Here is a 16,567-nt window from a genome sequence, read left to right on the forward strand (position 1 = left end):
CCGGGCTGGCCGGCGGGTCGGGTGGGTCAGGTCGTGTACTCGAGGCGGGTCATCATCCCGGCCTCCATGTGGAACCCGTTGTGGCAGTGCAGCATCCAGCGGCCGGGGTTGTCGGCAAACACGCTCACCTCGACGGCCCCCATCGAGGGGACCAGGACGGTGTCCTTGCGCGCGCCGGTGCCGCCGGCGTCGCCGAGCTGGAACGTGTGCCCGTGCAGGTGGATCGGGTGCGGCATCATCGAGTGGTTCATGATCCGCAGCCGACTGGTCTGCCCTCCGGTCACCGACAGCGGGTTGGTCTCGTCGTAGGTGCGGCCGTTGATCGTCCACACGTACGGCGCCATCGACCCGCCGAGCACGACGTCCTGGCTGCCAGCCGAGTCGGCGGCGGGCAGCGCGGCGCCGGGTGCGGCGGTGAGCGCGCCGACGGTCAGCGGGTAGCTGTCGAGCTCGCGCGGCCGGTACGTGACGGCCGGGACCGTCCCGGAGCCGGCGCGCACGAGAGCTCGGGCGAGCCCGGTCTTGCCGACCGGCTGTGCGACGAGCGGGAACACTCCGTCGGCGAGGGTGAGGGTGGCGTCGTACCGCTCGCCCATCCCGAGCCGGATCACCGACGCGGGCACCGGGTTCACCGGGTAGCCGTCGGTGTGGGTGACCGACATCGTGTGCCCGTCGAGGGCGACGTCGAAGATCGTGTCGGACGCCGCGTTGATGATGCGGAGTCGCACGCGTTGGCCGGGAGTGCCGGTCAGGACGTCGGGGTCCTGGGGCGCGTGCCCGTTGACGAGGTAGAGCGGGTAGTCGACGTCGCCGCCGTCCATCCCACTCATTCCGCCCATGCCCATCCCCATGTGGCCCATGCCGTTGCCGTCGCGTCCGGCCTCGACGAGGTCCGCGAGGAGCTGCTCGGGGGTCTTGCCGACCCCGTCGGTCCAGTCGTCGAGGGTCACGACCCACTCGAGGTCGTAGCGCCCGGGCTCATCGGGGGCGTCGATGATGAACGGCGCGTACAGGCCCCGGTCGAGCTGCATGCCGTGGTGCGGGTGGAACCAGTGCGTGCCGGCGTCGGGGACGACGAAGTCGTACTCGAACATCGCCCCGGCCGCGATCGCCGGGGTCGTCAGGCCGGGGACGCCGTCCATGTCGTTGCGCAGCGCGAGCCCGTGCCAGTGGACGCTGGTCTCCTCCGGCAGCCCGTTGCTGACCTCGACCTGGACCCGGTCGCCGGCGGTCGCGCGCAGCATCGGACCGGGGACGGTGTCGCCGTACGCCCACGTCGTCACCACCCGGCCAGCGAGATCAACCTGGACGGGCTGCGCGGTCAGACGCAGCCGTCGGGTCTGCCCGGTGGTCGGGCGCGCCGACTCCGCCTTGGCGACGAGCCCGGCGAGGGCGGAGGCGTTCGGGGCCGGGGCCCCGGCCCCGGAGCAGGCAGCGAGCGTCGCGACCGCACCGGCACCCGCGGCGCCGAGCAGCAGCGCGCGTCGGGTGAGCGTGGGCACAGCGACTCCAACCGTCGGGGGCGCCACGATGCGCGGCGCTATGAACAAGGTTCACCGGCAGCGGTCGAGGACCCGTTCAGGACCGATGAAGGAACAATGAAGATCGGGGCATTCACCGTTCCTTGACCCCCGTGCGCTGCGTTCCTCCATCTGCGGGACCGACACTCGTCGTGACTCGCACGGAAGGAGCACGGACATGATGAACTGGAGCACCGGCTGGAACGGTGGCGGCTGGGCCGCGATGAGCCTGATGACGCTGTTCTGGGCCGCGCTGATCGGCCTCGCCATCTGGGCCGCAGTTCGCCTGATGGCGCCCCGCGGCAGTGGGACGCACCCGGTCGCGACACCCCGGGCCACGCTCGATGCGCGACTGGCGTCGGGCGCGATCGACGCGGAGGAGTACGCGCGGCTGCGCCGGCTGCTCGAGGGCAGCGCCCCGGGCACCGTCGTCGGCGACACCCCAACGCGTTCGTGACCGCAGGTAGCGTGGCGGGGCGCACCGCCCGAGGAGGACCCCCATGGGGGAGCAGCTGACCGTCCTGGTCGTCGACGACGAGGTCGCGCTGGCGACCGTCGTCGCCGGCTACCTCGAGCATGAAGGGTTCACCGCGCTGCAGGCCCACGACGGCCCGACCGCCGTCGCTCTCGCCCAGAAGCACCGACCGGACCTGATCGTCCTGGACGTGATGCTGCCCGGCTTCGACGGCGTCGAGGCGTGCCGACGCATCCGAGGGTTCACCGACGCGTACATCATCATGCTCACTGCTCGCGACGAGGAGATCGACAAGATCGTCGGGCTGTCCGTCGGGGCGGACGACTACCTGGTCAAGCCGTTCTCCCCCCGCGAGCTCATCGCGCGGGTAAGGGCGATGCTGCGCCGACCCCGCGCCGTCCCCGTCAACCCGGCGGTGACCGTGCTGGGCGACCTGACGATCGACGCGGAGGCCCGCAAGGTCACCGTCGCCGGGACCCCGATCGACCTGACCCGAACCGAGTTCGACCTGCTCGCCGCGATGGCAGACCGGCCGCGCGCTGCGTTCTCCCGCCGCCAGCTCATCACCGAGGTGTGGGGTGCGGACTGGTACGGCGACGAGCACCTCGTCGACGTCCACATCGGGCACCTGCGCCGCAAGCTCGGCGACGACGCCACCGAGCCCCGCTACGTGCGCACCGTCCGCGGCGTCGGCTACGGCCTGGGCGACGGATGACCCGGCGGCTGCCGCGCCTGGCGACGCGGCTCATGACGGCACAGGCACTGGTCATCGCCGTGGGTGCGCTCACCCTGCTCGCAGCGACCGCGCTCATCGCACCGGGCCTGTTCCACGACCACCTCGCCATGACCGGGGAGGACTCCCCAGCCGTCGTCGATCACGCCGAGCAGGCGTTCGCCTCCGCGACCGCCGTGTCCATCACCCTGGCGACGCTCGCGTCGCTGCTGGCCGCGGGACTGGTGTCGTGGGTGATCGTGCGCCGGGTGTCCCGCCCCGTCGAGGACCTCGCAACCGCGGCCGCCGCGGTCGCCGCAGGCACGTACGCGATCGACGTGCCTGACGCGTCGTTCGCGACCGAGCTCGACGACCTCTCCACCGCGTTCTCGCACATGGCTTCCCGCCTGTCCGACACCGAGATCAGCCGCAGCCGCCTGCTTGCCGACCTCGCGCACGAGGTCCGCACCCCATTGGCAACCCTCGAGGCCTACATCGACGGTCTCGAGGACGGCGTCGTGGAAACCGGACCGGACGCCTACGCGACCATGCGCGACCAGGTGTCCCGGCTGCGGCGCCTCTCGATCGACCTGCGCGAAGCCGCCGCGGCCGGTGAGCACGCGCTGCACCTGGTCCTCGCCGACGTCGACGTTGCCGAAGTCGCCCAAGCCGCGGTCGCCGCGGCGGAACCCCGCTACCAGGCCAAGGGCGTCACCCTCACCTACAGCGGGCCAGACTCCGGGCTCGACGTGGACGCGGACCGCGGGCGCATCGCTCAGGTGCTGGCGAACCTGCTGGACAACGCCCTGCGCCACACACCGCCAGGGGAGAGCGTCGAGGTGGCCACCGCCATCTCTGGCAGCGGGCCCGGCAGGGCGGTCACGGTGCAGGTATCCGACACCGGGGAGGGCATCCCCACCGACCAGCTCGCGCTCGTGTTCGACCGGTTCCACCGTGTCGACACCTCTCGCTCGAGCAGCGACGGGTCCGGTAGCGGACTGGGACTGACGATCGCCCGAGCCATCGCCGTGGACCACGGCGGCCGCCTCGACGCCGCCAGCGCCGGACCCGGACGCGGCGCCACGTTCACCCTCACTCTGCCCACGACTTCCGGCCGCTGACCCGAACCGCAATCCGCGACGGGGATCCGATCTTCTCGCTCGCTCGGCGCAGAGTTACGCGCTGGCGGTGCAGAGGGATAGCATCGTTCTATGACGATGAAAGCGCCCTCAGTCGCTGTTTCGAACCAGTCCGCGCATGCGGCGGATCCCTGGGTGGCCGAGACGGGGTCGCTGGTTGCCGCGGCGAGCTTGTTCCGTGGTCTGGGCGATGTGTCGCGCCTCGCGATCCTGGGCCACCTGATGCTCGGTGAGCACAAGGTCGTGGAGCTGACGGATCATCTGGGGTTGGCGCAGTCGACGGTGTCGGCGCACCTGCGCTGTCTGTTGGACTGCGGGATGGTGCAGGTGCGGGCCGAGGGCCGTGCGTCTGTGTACTCCCTCACGGTTGAACCAGAGGTCCTCGGCGTGCTGACGGCGGCCGAGCGGCTGTTGGCCGCGACCGGCGACGCAGTGGTGCTGTGCCCGCGCTACGGGAAGGGCACTGCCCGATGAGTTCGGCGACGGACGTCACCCTCCCGGCACTCACACCGGAGCGGCGCACGGCGCTGGGCCGCCGTGCCCAGCTCCTGGCGGCAGCGTCAGTCGTCTACAACGCCGGTGAAGCCGTGGTCGCGATCGGGGCCGGGGTGGTCGTGTCGTCGGTCGCACTGGTCGGTTTCGGGCTCGACTCCATCGTGGAGATGTCCTCGGGGCTGATCATCCTGTGGCAGTTCCGGCGCCGGATGCCCGAGACACGCGAGCGCCAGGCTCTGCGGTTGATCGCCGTCTCGTTCTTCGCTCTGGCCGGCTACGTGACGTTCGAGTCGCTGAGGTCCCTCGCCGGCGGTGAGGCCGCTGCGCACTCGACGGTCGGCATCGTGCTCGCGGCGGTGTCCTTGATCGTGATGCCGTTCCTGTCCTGGGCGCAGCGTCGCACCGGCCGCCAACTCGGGTCGACGACCGTCGTCGCGGACTCCAAGCAGACCCTGCTCTGCACCTACCTGTCCGCCGTCCTCCTTCTCGGGTTGCTGCTGAACTCCGCACTGAGCTGGTGGTGGGCTGACCCGCTTGTCGGTTTGGTCGTGGCAGGACTCGCGATGAAGGAAGGCCGGGACGCGTGGCGCGGCGACGCCTGCGCCTGCGGTCCCCTGCCCGGTGTCACTGATGCCGAGACCTGCGACTGCGACGACGACGGATGCCAGTCATGAGCGGCCACGACCACAGCCACGGCCCGTCGATCAGCGCCGGTGGCATGCACCGCAAGCGGCTGCTGATCGTCCTGGGCATCACCTCGACCGTGTTGGTCGCCGAACTCATCGGCGCCCATGTCACCGGCAGCCTCGCGCTGCTCGCGGACGCCGGTCACATGTTCACCGACGTCGCCGGCATCCTGCTCGCGGTCCTGGCCGTCACGTTCGCGTCGCGGCCCCCGACGCCGGAGCGGACCTTCGGCTACTACCGGCTCGAGATCCTGGCCGCGGTCGTCAACGCCGTGCTGCTCTTCGGCGTCGCTGTCTACATCTTGTGGGAGGCGTGGCAGCGGTGGAACGCCCCGCCGGAGGTCGAGGGCGGGCTGATGCTCGCCTTCGCCGCCGTAGGACTGGTAGCCAACATCATCGGGCTGCTCGTCCTGCGCGACGGGGCGAAGGAGAGCCTGAACCTCAAGGGCGCCTACCTCGAGGTCCTCGGCGACATGCTCGGATCGGTCGCCGTCATCATTGCCGCCGTGGTCATTGCGACCACCGGGTGGCTGCGTGCCGATGTCGTCGCGTCGGTGGCTGTCGCGCTCATGATCCTGCCGCGCACCTGGACGCTGCTGCGCGAGGCCGTCGACGTCCTCCTGCAGGCGACGCCGAAGAACGTCGACATGGCCGCCGTCCGCGAGCACATCCTGGGCATCCCCGGTGTCAGCGGCGCCCACGACCTGCATGCCTGGACGCTCACCTCGGGCCTGCCCGTCCTGTCGGTTCACGTGGTCGTCGCCGACGACGTGCTCGCCGATGGTGGCGCCGCGCGCATCCTCGACGCCCTCGCCGACTGCTTGGACGAGCACTTCGACGTCGAGCACTGCACCTTCCAGCTCGAACCCGCCGGTCACGCCGACCACGAGTTCCGGACCCACGCCTGACGCGGAACCGACACACGGCCATGAGAGATCCGCTGCCCACAAACGAAACTCTGAAGTGACTCCAGCGGGCCGGACGCATTCAGACTTGGTTGTAGCCAGGGAACGAGGACGCTATGCCGGCGTTGAGCAAGTACCTGGAGGAGTTCGAGCGGCAGGCTGCGTCGCTTGTCGTTGATGGTGAACACGAGTAGCGCCTCCCGTCGGGCCCTGCCCACCAGCCCTCGGCACGCCGTAGCGAGCGCACATTGCAGTCGCTCGCATCCGGCCAGCCTGCGCACGTGTCGCAGTCTCCCGCCACCCGCTGACATGGCTCGGAGCGGCGACGTTGGCGCGCCCATAGCTGACGGCATAGCTGACATGGCTCAAAGTTGATCTTGGAGGCTTCCCGAAGCGTGCCGAGCGCAGACTGCTCGGTTGCGCGAGCCCGCCGTTTTGGCGGGCTCGTGTCGCGGCGCAGCGAGCCGCTGACCTGCGGAAACAACGAGGCCGGCCTGCACCCGTCGGTGCGGCCGGCCTAGTCGTGCTGCTGTCTCAAACAACGCGCGCCCGAGAGGACTCGAACCTCTAACCTTCTGATCCGTAGTCAGATGCTCTATCCGTTGAGCTACGGGCGCGTGGCACCTGCGAAGGGCCGGCGGGGAGCATATCGCAGCAGGCCGGAGGCCCTGCCGTCCGATGCACGTCGCAGACGGGCGGTCCCGGGCGGCCGGCCGAAGCCCCTCGGGCCACCAGCTCCCCGCCCTGCAGCTGGCGACCGCTCCAAGCGCCTCCGCCGCGAAGGTGCGGGGCGCGGCTACGACGCGGTACGGCGGCAGCCGTGGCGGCCCGGGTACCGGATCGGCCGGACCGCAGACGGGCATGGCGGAGGCGGCGGGATTTGAACCCGCGAGGAGCTTTGAGACCCCAACCCGCTTAGCAGGCGGGCGCCATAGACCGGACTAGGCGACGCCTCCGTGCGTCTTTGCGGCCGGTCGATCGACCGAGCCGCCGTCGGCGGGCACAGGGTACCGGAGCCCGCAGCCACTCCTCCCCACGCCGATCGTCGTCGACGGCCGTCGCCGCCCGGGCGCGGTTACGCTCACCGCCATGAGCGCCTGCGCCACGACCGCAGGATCCGCTCAGTCTCCCGACGTCCGAACGACACCGAGTCCCGGCGTCCGTACGACGCCGAATCCCGACGTCCGAACGGCACGGCCGCCGACCACCGGCCGGCTGGGGATCCGCGCGGTACGGGCCAGCGTGGTCGGCGCGCTGGTGGTCGGCCTGGCCGCAATCGCCCACGGCACCGCGGGCGGCGCACTGCCGGGCCCGGTCGGACTGATGCTGCTGGCCGGCATCGCCGCGGGACTCGCCGTACCGCTGTTGGGCCGGCCCGGCTCGGTGCCGCGCCTGGTGGGTCTGGTCGTCGGCGGCCAGACCTTGCTGCATGCCGTCTTCACCGCCACGGGCGGTCACGGCGAGGCGATCGTCCACGTCCACGCACCGGGGGCGGCGACCGGCGTCGCCGCGGTACCGGGCACTCTCGCCGACAGTTTCGACCTCGCCGGGCTGGCCGGAGCGCTCCCGGAACGCCGGCCGTTCGCCGACGCGGTAGCCCATCTGGCAGCCGACCTCACCCCGGCCGCGCTCCCCATGCTCGCCGCGCACCTGCTGGCCGCGGCGGCAGTCGGCCTCTGGCTTGCCCTCGGCGAACGCCGTACCGCTGCCGTCCTCCGGCTGCTGGCGACGCGGCTGCGGGTCCTGCCCGACTTCCGGCTCTGCGCTGCCGGTGAAACGAGCCGGTCTGCGGTACCGACGTCCGGCCCGCGTCCGCTCGCGCCGTGGGCCGGCCTCACGAATGTGCGGCGGCGGGGACCTCCGGCAGCGACGGCAACGTCGTACCCGTAGCCCTGCTGTTGAGGAGAAGTCCATCGTGATGCAACGCACGTCCCTGCCAACCCATGCGCCCACCTCCGGTACGCCGGCCCCGTCTCGGTCGACAGCCACCCCGTCCCGACCGGCCACCTCTCGACGGGCGACCACCCCGTCTCGGTCGACAGCCACCCCGTCCCGACCGGCCACCTCTCGACGGGCGACCACCCCGTCGCGACCGACAGCCGCCGCGTTCCAGCCCCCGACCCCACCGCGCCGGCGGGCAGCCCGGCGTACTGCCGCCCTTGCCCTCGGCGGCCTCGCGGCCGGGGTCCTCGTCCTGGCCGGCTGCTCCAGCGCTCCGACGGATCTCGCCAGCGCGCCCCCGGCGTCCTCCTTGCCCCCCAACGGAAGTCCGAGCGTCACCACCCCGAGCGCCAGCACCCCGAGCGGCTCGCCTTCCCGTGGTTCGACCGGATCGTCATCGAGCCGGCCATCGTCGAGCAGCCCGGCGCCCAGCACGTCGTCGACCGGCGCGTTCGGCCTGGACCTGTCCGTGACCGTCGCGAACGGGAAGGTGAACCCGGCACCGAAGCGGTACGACGTCCCGCTCGGCTCGACCGTACGGCTCACCGTGAACAGCGACGTCGTGGACGAGGTGCATCTGCACGGCTACGACGTGGAGGAAACGGTCCGGCCGGGGAATCCGGCCGTCATCACGTTCAAAGCCGACCAGCCTGGGCTGTTCGAGGTCGAGACGCACGAGTCGAAGCGAACCCTGTTCCAGCTGCAGGTCTCCTAGCCGCCGGCTCGCCTCGTCCGGCCGCCAGACCGCTGGCCCGAATGAGCGACAGGACCGGTCCGCCTGGCCTCGATCGAGGCCAGGCGGACCCGGTTACGACGGACGACGAGCCAGCAGGGGACGTTGGCCGCCGCCGCGACGAGGCCGACGACGAGGGCCGCGGACCGGCTCCGCCGTAGCTCGGCAGTGACCAACGGCACGGCTACCGCGGCGCACAGGACGTGGACCAGTTCGGCGCGCCTGGCCTCCACGGCGTATGCCGTCAGGGCCGCCGGCGAGCTGCCCGCAAGCCGCGTCTTCGACCGGCCACCGAACCAGGTGCCGGCGTCCGGCACGGTCCTGCCGAGCCAGGCCACCGGCAGGCGGCGGTAGTTCTGCGGTGTGTCCCAACGAGTCAGTCGCAGCACGGTGTGGTCGTGATCGACCATCGCCCGCGGCCACCGCGGGGCGGTGGCACCCACCACGACGCTCCAGCCGACCATCAGGGCCAGGTCGGTGGCCAACCGTGTCGCCACTGTCCGCACGTCGATCACCTCCACCCGCTGCAGCGGCAGCGCACCGTAGCGGGAGGATCGGGCCGAGGCACAGCAGTGCCGCCGCGGCCCGCGGGGCCGCCGGACAGAGAGGACCCGCCATGTCCAGTCGTACGTACGGCGTCACCGAGGTCGTCGGCACGTCCCCGAACGGTGTCGACGACGCGATCCGCAACGCTGTCAGCAGGGCCGCGAAGACGGTTCGGCACCTCGACTGGTTCACCGTGCAGGAGATCCGCGGCTACATCCGTGACGGCGGCGTCGATCACACCCAGGTCACCTTGAAACTGGGTTTCCGGCTCGAAGACGCCTAGCCGGCGTTACCGCCGGAGTTTCGGCGAACACCGGATCCTTCGGGACCGCTGAGGTTCTAGCAGTCCGGCTCAGTCGATCGGCCACCGCTCGTCGGCCTCGGGCCGGCCGAACAGGAAGCCCTGGCCCTGGTCCCAGCCGAGCAGGTGCAGCATCGAGGCTTGCTCCTCGGTCTCCACGCCCTCGGCCACCCCGACCAGACCGAGTCCGCGGGCCAGCCCCGCCAGGCCCTCCGCCAACCGGTTCGCCGGACTGTCCCCGTCGGTGAGGTCGGCGACGAAACTGCGGTCCAGTTTGATGCCGCGGACCGGCAGGTCCCGCAGCTGAGCGATCGACGAGAACCCGGTGCCGAAGTCGTCGATGAGCAGCCGGACGCCGTGGCTGGTCAGCATCTCCAGATCCGCACGAGCCGCTGGGGCGAGGTTGAGCACGGCGCTCTCGGTGACCTCGAGGACCAGCCGCTGCGGCGCGAGATCGTGGCGGGCCAGCGCGTTGGTGATCTTCGCTGCACAGTCCGGCCGGGACAGTTGCACGGCCGACACGTTCATCGTGACGTAGCCGGGCCAGTTCCGCCGGTGGGCCAGGAATCGGCAGACCTGCTCTAGCACGACTGTGCCGATCGGGACGACCAGGCCGCTGTCCTCAGCGACCGGCAGGAAGTCGGCCGGGGACAGCAGCCCGCGGTCTGGATGGTGCCAGCGCACCAGTGCTTCGTACGCGCGCACCTGCCGGGACTGCAGGTGCACGATCGGCTGGAAGTGCACGACCAGCTCGTCGCGGTCCAGCGCCCCCCGCAACTCGTCCTCGACGGTCAGCCGCGCGACGGCCTCGGCACGCATCTGGTCGTCGAAGACCTCCCACCTCGCCCGGCCGTTTCCCTTGGCGCGGTACAACGCGATGTCCGCGTCGCGCAACAGGTCTTCGGCGTCGCTACTGCAATCGCTGACCGCCACGCCGATGCTCGTGGTCGGCACGATGCGACGGCCCCGGACAACGACCTCCCGGGAAACCGCGTCGGTGACCTGGCTGGCGACCAGCTGCGCGTCGGCCGCAGCTCGCAACCCGCGCAGCACCACGACGAACTCGTCGCCGCCGATCCGGCCGACCGTGTCACCGTTGCGTACCGAGCCGCGGATGCGTTCGGCGACAGCGACAAGCACCTGGTCGCCGGCGGCGTGCCCGAGGGAATCGTTGACCACCTTGAAGTTGTCCAGGTCGCAGTACAGGACCCCGACCGTACCGCCGGAGACCCGGGCTTCGGCGACGGCCCGCTGCAGGTCGTCCTGCACTCGGGCGCGGTTGGCGAGACCAGTCAGGACATCGTGAAAGGCGCGGAACGCCAACGCTTCACGCGCGTGCTTGGTCGCGGTGATGTCCTCGGCCTGCCAGACGTAGAACATCGGGCGGTCGTCGGTGTCCCGCATCAGCGACAACGATCGGCGGATCCACAGCACAGCGCCGTCGGCGCGCATCAGGCGCTGCTCTCCGGTGTGGTGCATCTCGTCGCCGGCCAGCAGCTGGCCCATCGCCCAGCGATCTGCCTCGACGTCGTCGGCGTGCACGACGTCGCAGGTACGCCGCTCCTGCAGCCAGCTCTCCTGCCGGTCCAGCAGCACGCACAACGCGGGATTGGCCGACCGGAAGCGACCGTCGAGGTCCAGTACGGCGATCGCGTTGGGGGCGCCGTCCAAGGTCCGGCGGAACCGCTCCTCGGACGCCTCGAGCTGCTGGCGCGCGGTGACCTCGTCCTGCACGTCGCGCAGCGTGAGCAGCAGGTCGGCCTCCTGCTCAGGCCGGGCCAAGGCGGTCGCCCCCAACGACATCCACCGCATGTCACCGGTCGCGCTGAGCACCCGGATCTCGGTGCGGCCCAGCCCCACCTCGTGGGCACGATCGCGGGCGACGCTCAGCCGGACCCGGTCGTCACCGTGCACCAGGTCGTCCACGACCCGGCCCAGCAGGTCGACCGGATGCCATCCCAGCACCGCGATGACCGACGGGGAGATCCAGCCGATACCGCCGCGGGAGTCGGTCTGCACGAGCACATCACTGGCGTGCTCGACCAGCATGCGGAACCGCTCCTCGGAGGCTTCCAGCAACTGCCGGGCAGCGCGGCGGTCGGTGATGTCCTCGATCTGGCTGATGAAACTCACCGGCGTGCCGTGCTCGTCGCGCAGCAGCGCGACGTGCAGGTGCACCCAGACCACGGCACCGCCGCGGCGGAGGTACCGCTTCTCAAGGCTGTAGCGCGGGATCGTCCCGGCGACCAACTGGTGCACCAGCGCGACGTCGGCGGCCAGGTCGTCGGGGTGGGTGATGTCCTGGAACGTCAGGCCGAGCAGGTCCTGTTCGGGATATCGGGTGAGTTCACACAGCGCCCGATTGACCCGGGTGAATCGGCCGTCGAGGGCGACGATCGCCATGCCGATCGGCGCGCTGTCGAGCGCGACCTCGAAGACCCGAGTCGCCAGATCGATCGGAACCACGTCGGTGGTGAGGGCGCCCACTTCACCTCCCGGGGAACGTCGAGGGCCCCGACTCGTGCCCGGTGTCCCCCGGTCGTGCCGCACGGCGGGATTCGTCGGCACGCCCCCAACCCTGGCCCCGTCCGCAGCCGACGGCCGCGCGACGGCATCGTCCGGTCACCCGAACGGAGCAACCGCCCTCACGGCACCGCCGGCAGCGCCCGGTCCAGCAGTCGCAGCACGAGCCCCAACACGACGAACAGGACCGTGACGGCCAGACAGTTCACCGCGACCTGGCCGTAGCCGTGGGCGGTCACATCGATGAACGGGTACGGGTACCACTGCAGCTGCGCGCCGCGGATCAGCGTGTAGGCCAGCCACAGCAACGGATAGATCAGTGCCCACGGAATCGTCAGCCAGCTGATCCGCGGGCGCGGTCCCACCAGCAGCCAGCCGACCACGACCAGCGTCGGTGTCACGTAGTGCAGCCCGATGTTCGTCCAGTAGAAGCTGCCCTGCGGGTGGGAGTCGCCGCGCAACACCGTGACGTACACCAGCCCGGTCACAGCGATGCACAGCAACGAATCGAGCCGGATCACCCGCCAGATCCGACCGTCACGGGCCGGGTCGGCGACCAGCACCACACAGCAGACGACGACGATGATGTTGCTCTGCACCGTGAAGTACGAGAAGTAGTCCTGCAGGGGCCGGCCAGCGCCGTACAGCCGGGCGGTCTGCACCCCGTCAACGACCAGCGACACCGCACTGATCAGCCCGGTGACCGCGAAGATCACTCGCGCCAGCAGCCGCACCCCCGCCGAACTCGGCTGCGTCGGTCCGGGGACGCCGAGCGCGTCGCGCCCGGTGGTGGCTGGTCCGGTCATCCGCTCAGGGTAGGCGGGAGGTGCCGGGCCGGAGCACGGTGACGGTGCGTCAACCGATGTCACCCGATCGCCGGGTCAAGAACCTGCTGCCGGATCACGACACCAGAAGGGATGTCGCCCAACGGAAACCCCTCGCGACGCCGCCGGCTGTGGGCCGCGGTGCCGATCGCGCTGGCCGTGGCCGCGCTCGCCGCACCCATGGCGACCGCGTCATGGGGTCCGGCGTACGACGACGGTTCCGCCGTCGGGGCGAGCACCGCCGCCGGGATCCGGCCGGTGGCCGGCTCGATCCCGGGCACCCCAACGGACGGCGGCACGGCGAACGGCGGCACGGCGAACGGCGGCACGGCACCGGAGCCCGTCCCGACACCAACCGCGACCACGGCAGGACCGACCGCACCGAACTCGACCGCACCAGCCGCGACGCCGGCCGCGACGGCACCGGCCGCACCCAGCGCTGCCGGGTCGGCCAGCCCGGCACCGTCGCGCGCCACCACGGCGGCCGCCACTCGAACGCCGGCCACGCCGTCGGTCACCCGAAAGGCGAAGTCCGGCACGGTGACCGCCGCGACCACCGTGCCGCAGCCGGAGGTCCGGACCCGCGTCATCTCGTCGTACGTCGTCGCGCCCGGCTCGCAGGCGGCCATCGACGCCTGCCGGCTGGTGCTGTGGTGGAAGCGGCCGCTGTGGCTGGCCGGCCACGACTACTGCGGCTTCTCCTGGCTCGCCGCCGTCCCTGTCGGGCAACGGGTCCAGGTGACGAGCGGTCCGGCGAAGGGCACGTACGTCGTCACCGCACACCGCACCCTGAACCGTCGGTCCGGCGCGCTGCCGCACTTCGCCGCCGACCTGGTCCTGCAGACCTGCATCACCGGCGGCACCGGGTTCAGCCTGCTGAACCGCGTGAGCTGAGCCACCGGCGCGGCCGGACTGCCAGGATCGCCGCGTGCGCCTTCGGACTCCCCGGCTCCCATCACCGCACGTCGCGGACCCCGGCCGGACCGTGTTGCGCCGGGCGCTGCGGGTCGCCGTCGTCCTGACCGCGGCGTTCCTGCTGCTGCGCTACGGAGTGGGCTCGACCGCCGCGACGACGTTCGGTGCGTTCTCCGCGTTCGCCCTGCTGGTGTTCGCCGACTTCGGTGGCCCGCTGCGGCGGCGATTCCTCGCGTACGCGGTCGCCTCGGTGGTCGGTCTGGGCGTGGTCGCCTTCGGCCAGGTGGTCTCCGGGTCGCTCCCGGTCGCCGTGATCGCCGCGTTCGGAGTCGGCTTCGTGGTCTCGTACTCGGCGATGCTGCGCGGGTACGTCGCTGCGGCCGGCCCGGCGCTGCAACTGGGCTTCGTCATCCCCGTCACGCTGCAGCAACCGATCGCCGAGCTGCCGCAGTTCCTGCTGGGATGGGCGGTCGGATCGGCGATGGCCACCGTCGGTGCGGTCGTGCTGTGGCCGGTGAACCGACGCAGCCAACTACGCCGGCAGGCCGCCCGCGCGTGCCGGTCCCTCGCGACGGTGGTCCGCGCCCGGTGGGCCGCCGCGCCCGCGGGAACCGCGGACCGTGACGTGGTCGAGGAGGGTCTGACCGAGCTCGACGCGGCGGTCGCCGGGGTCGACCAGCAGTACGCCGGCAAGCCGTTCCGGCCAGCCGGTGCCACGGTCCACGAACGGGCCCTCATGCAGCTGGTCGACGAGCTGCATCGGCTGAAGACGTTCCTGCACTGGGCATTGCGCGGTCGCGCCGACACGCCTGCGGCCGCCGACCCGCCGTCGACCGCCGCCGACGCGGAGTTGGCCACCGACACCGCGGCCCTGCTGGAGCGCGCCGCGGCCTCGTTGGACGGCCGGCCGGAGCTGCCGGACGTCGCCGGACTGGCAGCCGCGCGAAGCCGCCACCGGGATCGCACCGAAGCCTGGGTCGCCGGTGCGATGGGGCCGCAGACGACGACGGCCCCGGGCGCGGTCGTCGACCGGCTCGCCGCGGCCTACCCGCTGCGGGTGACCTCGATGCTCAGCACCCTGGTCGCCGACCGGGTCGCGGTGTCGCTGGGGGGACGCCCGATGCTGGACGGCGCCGATTCACTGCCCGTCCCCGGCGCGGCGGAGATCCTGCGAGCGCAGCTGAGCCTCCGGTCGCCCTGGTTGCGCAACGCGCTACGAGCCGGCCTGGGTCTGGCCCTGGCGATGGCCGTCGCTCTGCTGAGCGGTGTGCAGCACGGCTTCTGGGTCGTCCTGGGCACCTTGTCGGTGTTGCGTTTCGACGTGCTGGGCACCGGACGGACTGCGGTGCAGGCGATCAGCGGAACGGCACTGGGATTCGGGCTCGGCACCCTCGGCATCCTGCTGGTCGGCGATCACGACGTCGCGTTGCTGATCGCGCTTCCGGTGACGGCCTTCGCCGCGGCGTACGCACCGGCCGCGATCTCGTTCACCATCGGGCAGGCCGGCTTCACGCTGTTCGTCATCGTGCTGTTCGGCCTCATGGACTATCCGCCGCAGCTGAACACCGGCGTGGTGCGCTTCGTCGACATCGTGCTGGGGGCCGCGGTCAGCCTGGTCGTCGGCATGTTGCTGTGGCCGCGCGGCGTGGCCGGTCAACTGCGCGCGTCGATGGCCCGCGGGCTCCGGGCGAGCGACAGCTACCTTCGGGCGGCCTTCGACGGCCTGCTCGGCCGGCAGCCGTCCCCGGACGACGACGTACGGCGGACCGCGACTGCCGCTGTCGCCCAGGCGACCGAGACGTTCGACCTGGCTCTCATGCAGCGGGGCCCGGGGCTGCAGCACGCCGACGACTGGGCCCGGATGGCCACGACGGCGAGCCACGTCGTCACCGCCGCCGACCTCATCACGGCCACCCGGCAACTGGGGTGGGCACCGGCCGGCGTCCCCGGAGCCGCGGCCGCGCTGGCTGCCGGTGCCGACGACGTCGACGGGTTGCTGCAGGAGGCGGCGGCGGTACTGGCCGGCGCCGCCCCGCCGGACCCCGTCGACGCGCCGGACCGGACGGCGCTACCGAACCGAGCCGCGCCGCCGGACCAGGGGGCGGTACCGGATGGCGCCTCGCGCACCATCCGCAGCGCCGTCGTCGCCGCGCTGCGCGACGACACCGGTGCCGGTACCGGCGACGAGCGGCGGCGAGCCCGAGCCGTGGTGGGCGCGATCTGGGCCCGCGACTGGCTGGCCCACCTGGCGTGGCTGGGCGAGCACTGCGTGGCGCGTGCCCGGCTGCTTGCTACCGAGGACGTGGGGGAGGATCGGCGTCCGACACCACCCGTGCCACAGCCGGCACCACCAGCAGGTAGGTCACCAGGTGCATGAGCGCCAGCCACAACCGGGTCGCGGCACTGACGTACGCCGGCTGCAACAGCGGTGAGGCCAGCGACACCCCGAAGACCACCGTGCCGACGACCAGCACGATGGTGCCGCCGCGGCGCTGGCCCAGCGCCAGGGCGCCGAGTGCCGCACCGAGCAGTGCGGCAGCCAGCGTCACGACCACGATGGTCACGGCGGTTACCGCACCCGGCCCGAACCCGCCCGGCGTCGCCACCTCGTAGTCGATGCCGATGAGCAGGCCGACGCCGTACAGCGCCAGGCAGAGCAGCGCCGCTGTCAGGCCGCTGACGACTCCCGCCCGCAGCACGTCTCGGAACCGGGCGACGGCGCTGGCCGGGGGCGGTACCGGGGTCGCCGAGGCACGCGAGCTCACGACGGCATTGTGGCCTGCCGGCGTAGTCCGCCGGCGGCTTGCGGTTGTTACCGACGAGTAGCATCATGGTGTTACCCGCTGGTAACT

General features: G+C 71.7%; 16 protein-coding genes and 2 tRNA genes. 10 read left to right on the forward strand and 8 right to left on the reverse strand.

Annotated features, from left to right (window positions below; translation table 11 throughout):
• Positions 1–26: 26 nt before the first annotated feature.
• A complete protein-coding gene (locus tag EPO13_04865) occupies positions 27–1,502 on the reverse strand; it encodes a multicopper oxidase family protein (protein ID TAK70279.1) in 1,476 nt (491 codons plus the stop codon).
• Positions 1,503–1,701: 199 nt separating this feature from the next.
• Here EPO13_04865 and EPO13_04870 point away from each other — a divergent pair, with 199 nt between their 5' ends.
• From EPO13_04870 to EPO13_04895, 6 genes are all read left to right on the forward strand, one after another.
• Positions 1,702–1,977, forward strand: a complete 276-nt coding sequence (locus EPO13_04870; protein TAK70479.1) for an SHOCT domain-containing protein — start codon at positions 1,702–1,704, stop codon at positions 1,975–1,977.
• 43 nt (positions 1,978–2,020) lie between these two features.
• Positions 2,021–2,710: a response regulator transcription factor gene (locus EPO13_04875; GenBank protein ID TAK70280.1), complete on the forward strand. Its 690-nt coding sequence runs from the start codon at positions 2,021–2,023 to the stop codon at positions 2,708–2,710.
• Complete coding sequence (locus EPO13_04880; protein ID TAK70281.1) at positions 2,707–3,828, forward strand: HAMP domain-containing histidine kinase; 1,122 nt, start codon at positions 2,707–2,709, stop codon at positions 3,826–3,828. The genes EPO13_04875 and EPO13_04880 overlap by 4 nt, the downstream gene beginning before the upstream one ends.
• A gap of 90 nt (positions 3,829–3,918) precedes the next feature.
• On the forward strand, positions 3,919–4,320 hold the full coding sequence (locus EPO13_04885) for an ArsR family transcriptional regulator (GenBank protein TAK70282.1): 402 nt from the start codon (positions 3,919–3,921) through the stop codon (positions 4,318–4,320).
• Positions 4,317–5,015, forward strand: coding sequence for a hypothetical protein (locus tag EPO13_04890; protein TAK70283.1), 699 nt, complete (start codon positions 4,317–4,319; stop codon positions 5,013–5,015). The genes EPO13_04885 and EPO13_04890 overlap by 4 nt, the downstream gene beginning before the upstream one ends.
• Positions 5,012–5,935 carry a cation transporter gene (locus EPO13_04895; GenBank protein TAK70284.1) on the forward strand — a complete coding sequence of 308 codons (924 nt, stop codon included), beginning with the start codon at positions 5,012–5,014 and terminating at the stop codon, positions 5,933–5,935. Before EPO13_04890 ends, EPO13_04895 begins: the two co-directional genes overlap by 4 nt.
• Positions 5,936–6,476: 541 nt before the next feature.
• Here EPO13_04895 and EPO13_04900 read toward each other — a convergent pair.
• A tRNA-Arg gene (locus EPO13_04900) sits at positions 6,477–6,549 on the reverse strand.
• A 245-nt stretch (positions 6,550–6,794) separates the two neighbouring features.
• Positions 6,795–6,888, reverse strand: a tRNA-Ser gene (locus EPO13_04905).
• Positions 6,889–7,021: 133 nt separating this feature from the next.
• Here EPO13_04905 and EPO13_04910 point away from each other — a divergent pair.
• Together EPO13_04910 and EPO13_04915 are read left to right on the forward strand one after the other, a co-directional pair.
• Entirely contained in the window at positions 7,022–7,822 is an 801-nt protein-coding gene (locus EPO13_04910) for a hypothetical protein (protein ID TAK70285.1), read from the forward strand.
• 520 nt (positions 7,823–8,342) lie between these two features.
• Positions 8,343–8,588 (forward strand): hypothetical protein, encoded by a 246-nt coding sequence (locus EPO13_04915; protein ID TAK70286.1) that lies wholly within the window; start codon positions 8,343–8,345, stop codon positions 8,586–8,588.
• Here the strand turns inward: EPO13_04915 and EPO13_04920 are convergent.
• Positions 8,585–9,127 (reverse strand): hypothetical protein, encoded by a 543-nt coding sequence (locus EPO13_04920; GenBank protein ID TAK70287.1) that lies wholly within the window; start codon positions 9,125–9,127, stop codon positions 8,585–8,587. The genes EPO13_04915 and EPO13_04920 overlap by 4 nt on opposite strands.
• 95 nt (positions 9,128–9,222) lie before the next feature.
• On the opposite strand from EPO13_04920, the gene EPO13_04925 reads away from it, so the two are divergent.
• The gene (locus EPO13_04925) at positions 9,223–9,435 is read left to right on the forward strand and encodes a dodecin domain-containing protein (GenBank protein TAK70288.1); all 213 of its coding nucleotides are present in this window, start codon (positions 9,223–9,225) and stop codon (positions 9,433–9,435) included.
• A 69-nt stretch (positions 9,436–9,504) separates the two neighbouring features.
• On the opposite strand, the gene EPO13_04930 is transcribed toward EPO13_04925, so the two are convergent.
• From EPO13_04930 to EPO13_04940, 3 genes are all read right to left on the reverse strand, one after another.
• A complete protein-coding gene (locus EPO13_04930; GenBank protein TAK70289.1) occupies positions 9,505–11,940 on the reverse strand; it encodes an EAL domain-containing protein in 2,436 nt (811 codons plus the stop codon).
• A 158-nt stretch (positions 11,941–12,098) separates the two neighbouring features.
• Positions 12,099–12,782 (reverse strand): hypothetical protein, encoded by a 684-nt coding sequence (locus EPO13_04935; protein TAK70290.1) that lies wholly within the window; start codon positions 12,780–12,782, stop codon positions 12,099–12,101.
• Between the two features lie 210 nt (positions 12,783–12,992).
• Complete coding sequence (locus EPO13_04940) at positions 12,993–13,484, reverse strand: hypothetical protein (protein ID TAK70291.1); 492 nt, start codon at positions 13,482–13,484, stop codon at positions 12,993–12,995.
• 244 nt (positions 13,485–13,728) lie between these two features.
• Between EPO13_04940 and EPO13_04945 the strand changes: the two genes are divergently transcribed.
• Positions 13,729–16,092, forward strand: coding sequence for a hypothetical protein (locus EPO13_04945; protein ID TAK70292.1), 2,364 nt, complete (start codon positions 13,729–13,731; stop codon positions 16,090–16,092).
• On the opposite strand, the gene EPO13_04950 is transcribed toward EPO13_04945, so the two are convergent.
• Positions 16,007–16,480 (reverse strand): hypothetical protein, encoded by a 474-nt coding sequence (locus EPO13_04950; protein ID TAK70293.1) that lies wholly within the window; start codon positions 16,478–16,480, stop codon positions 16,007–16,009. The two genes, EPO13_04945 and EPO13_04950, sit on opposite strands and share 86 nt — an antisense overlap.
• Positions 16,481–16,567 lie beyond the last annotated feature (87 nt).

Source organism: Actinomycetota bacterium, assembly GCA_004297305.1.
Classification (GTDB): domain Bacteria; phylum Actinomycetota; class Actinomycetes; order S36-B12; family FW305-bin1; genus FW305-bin1.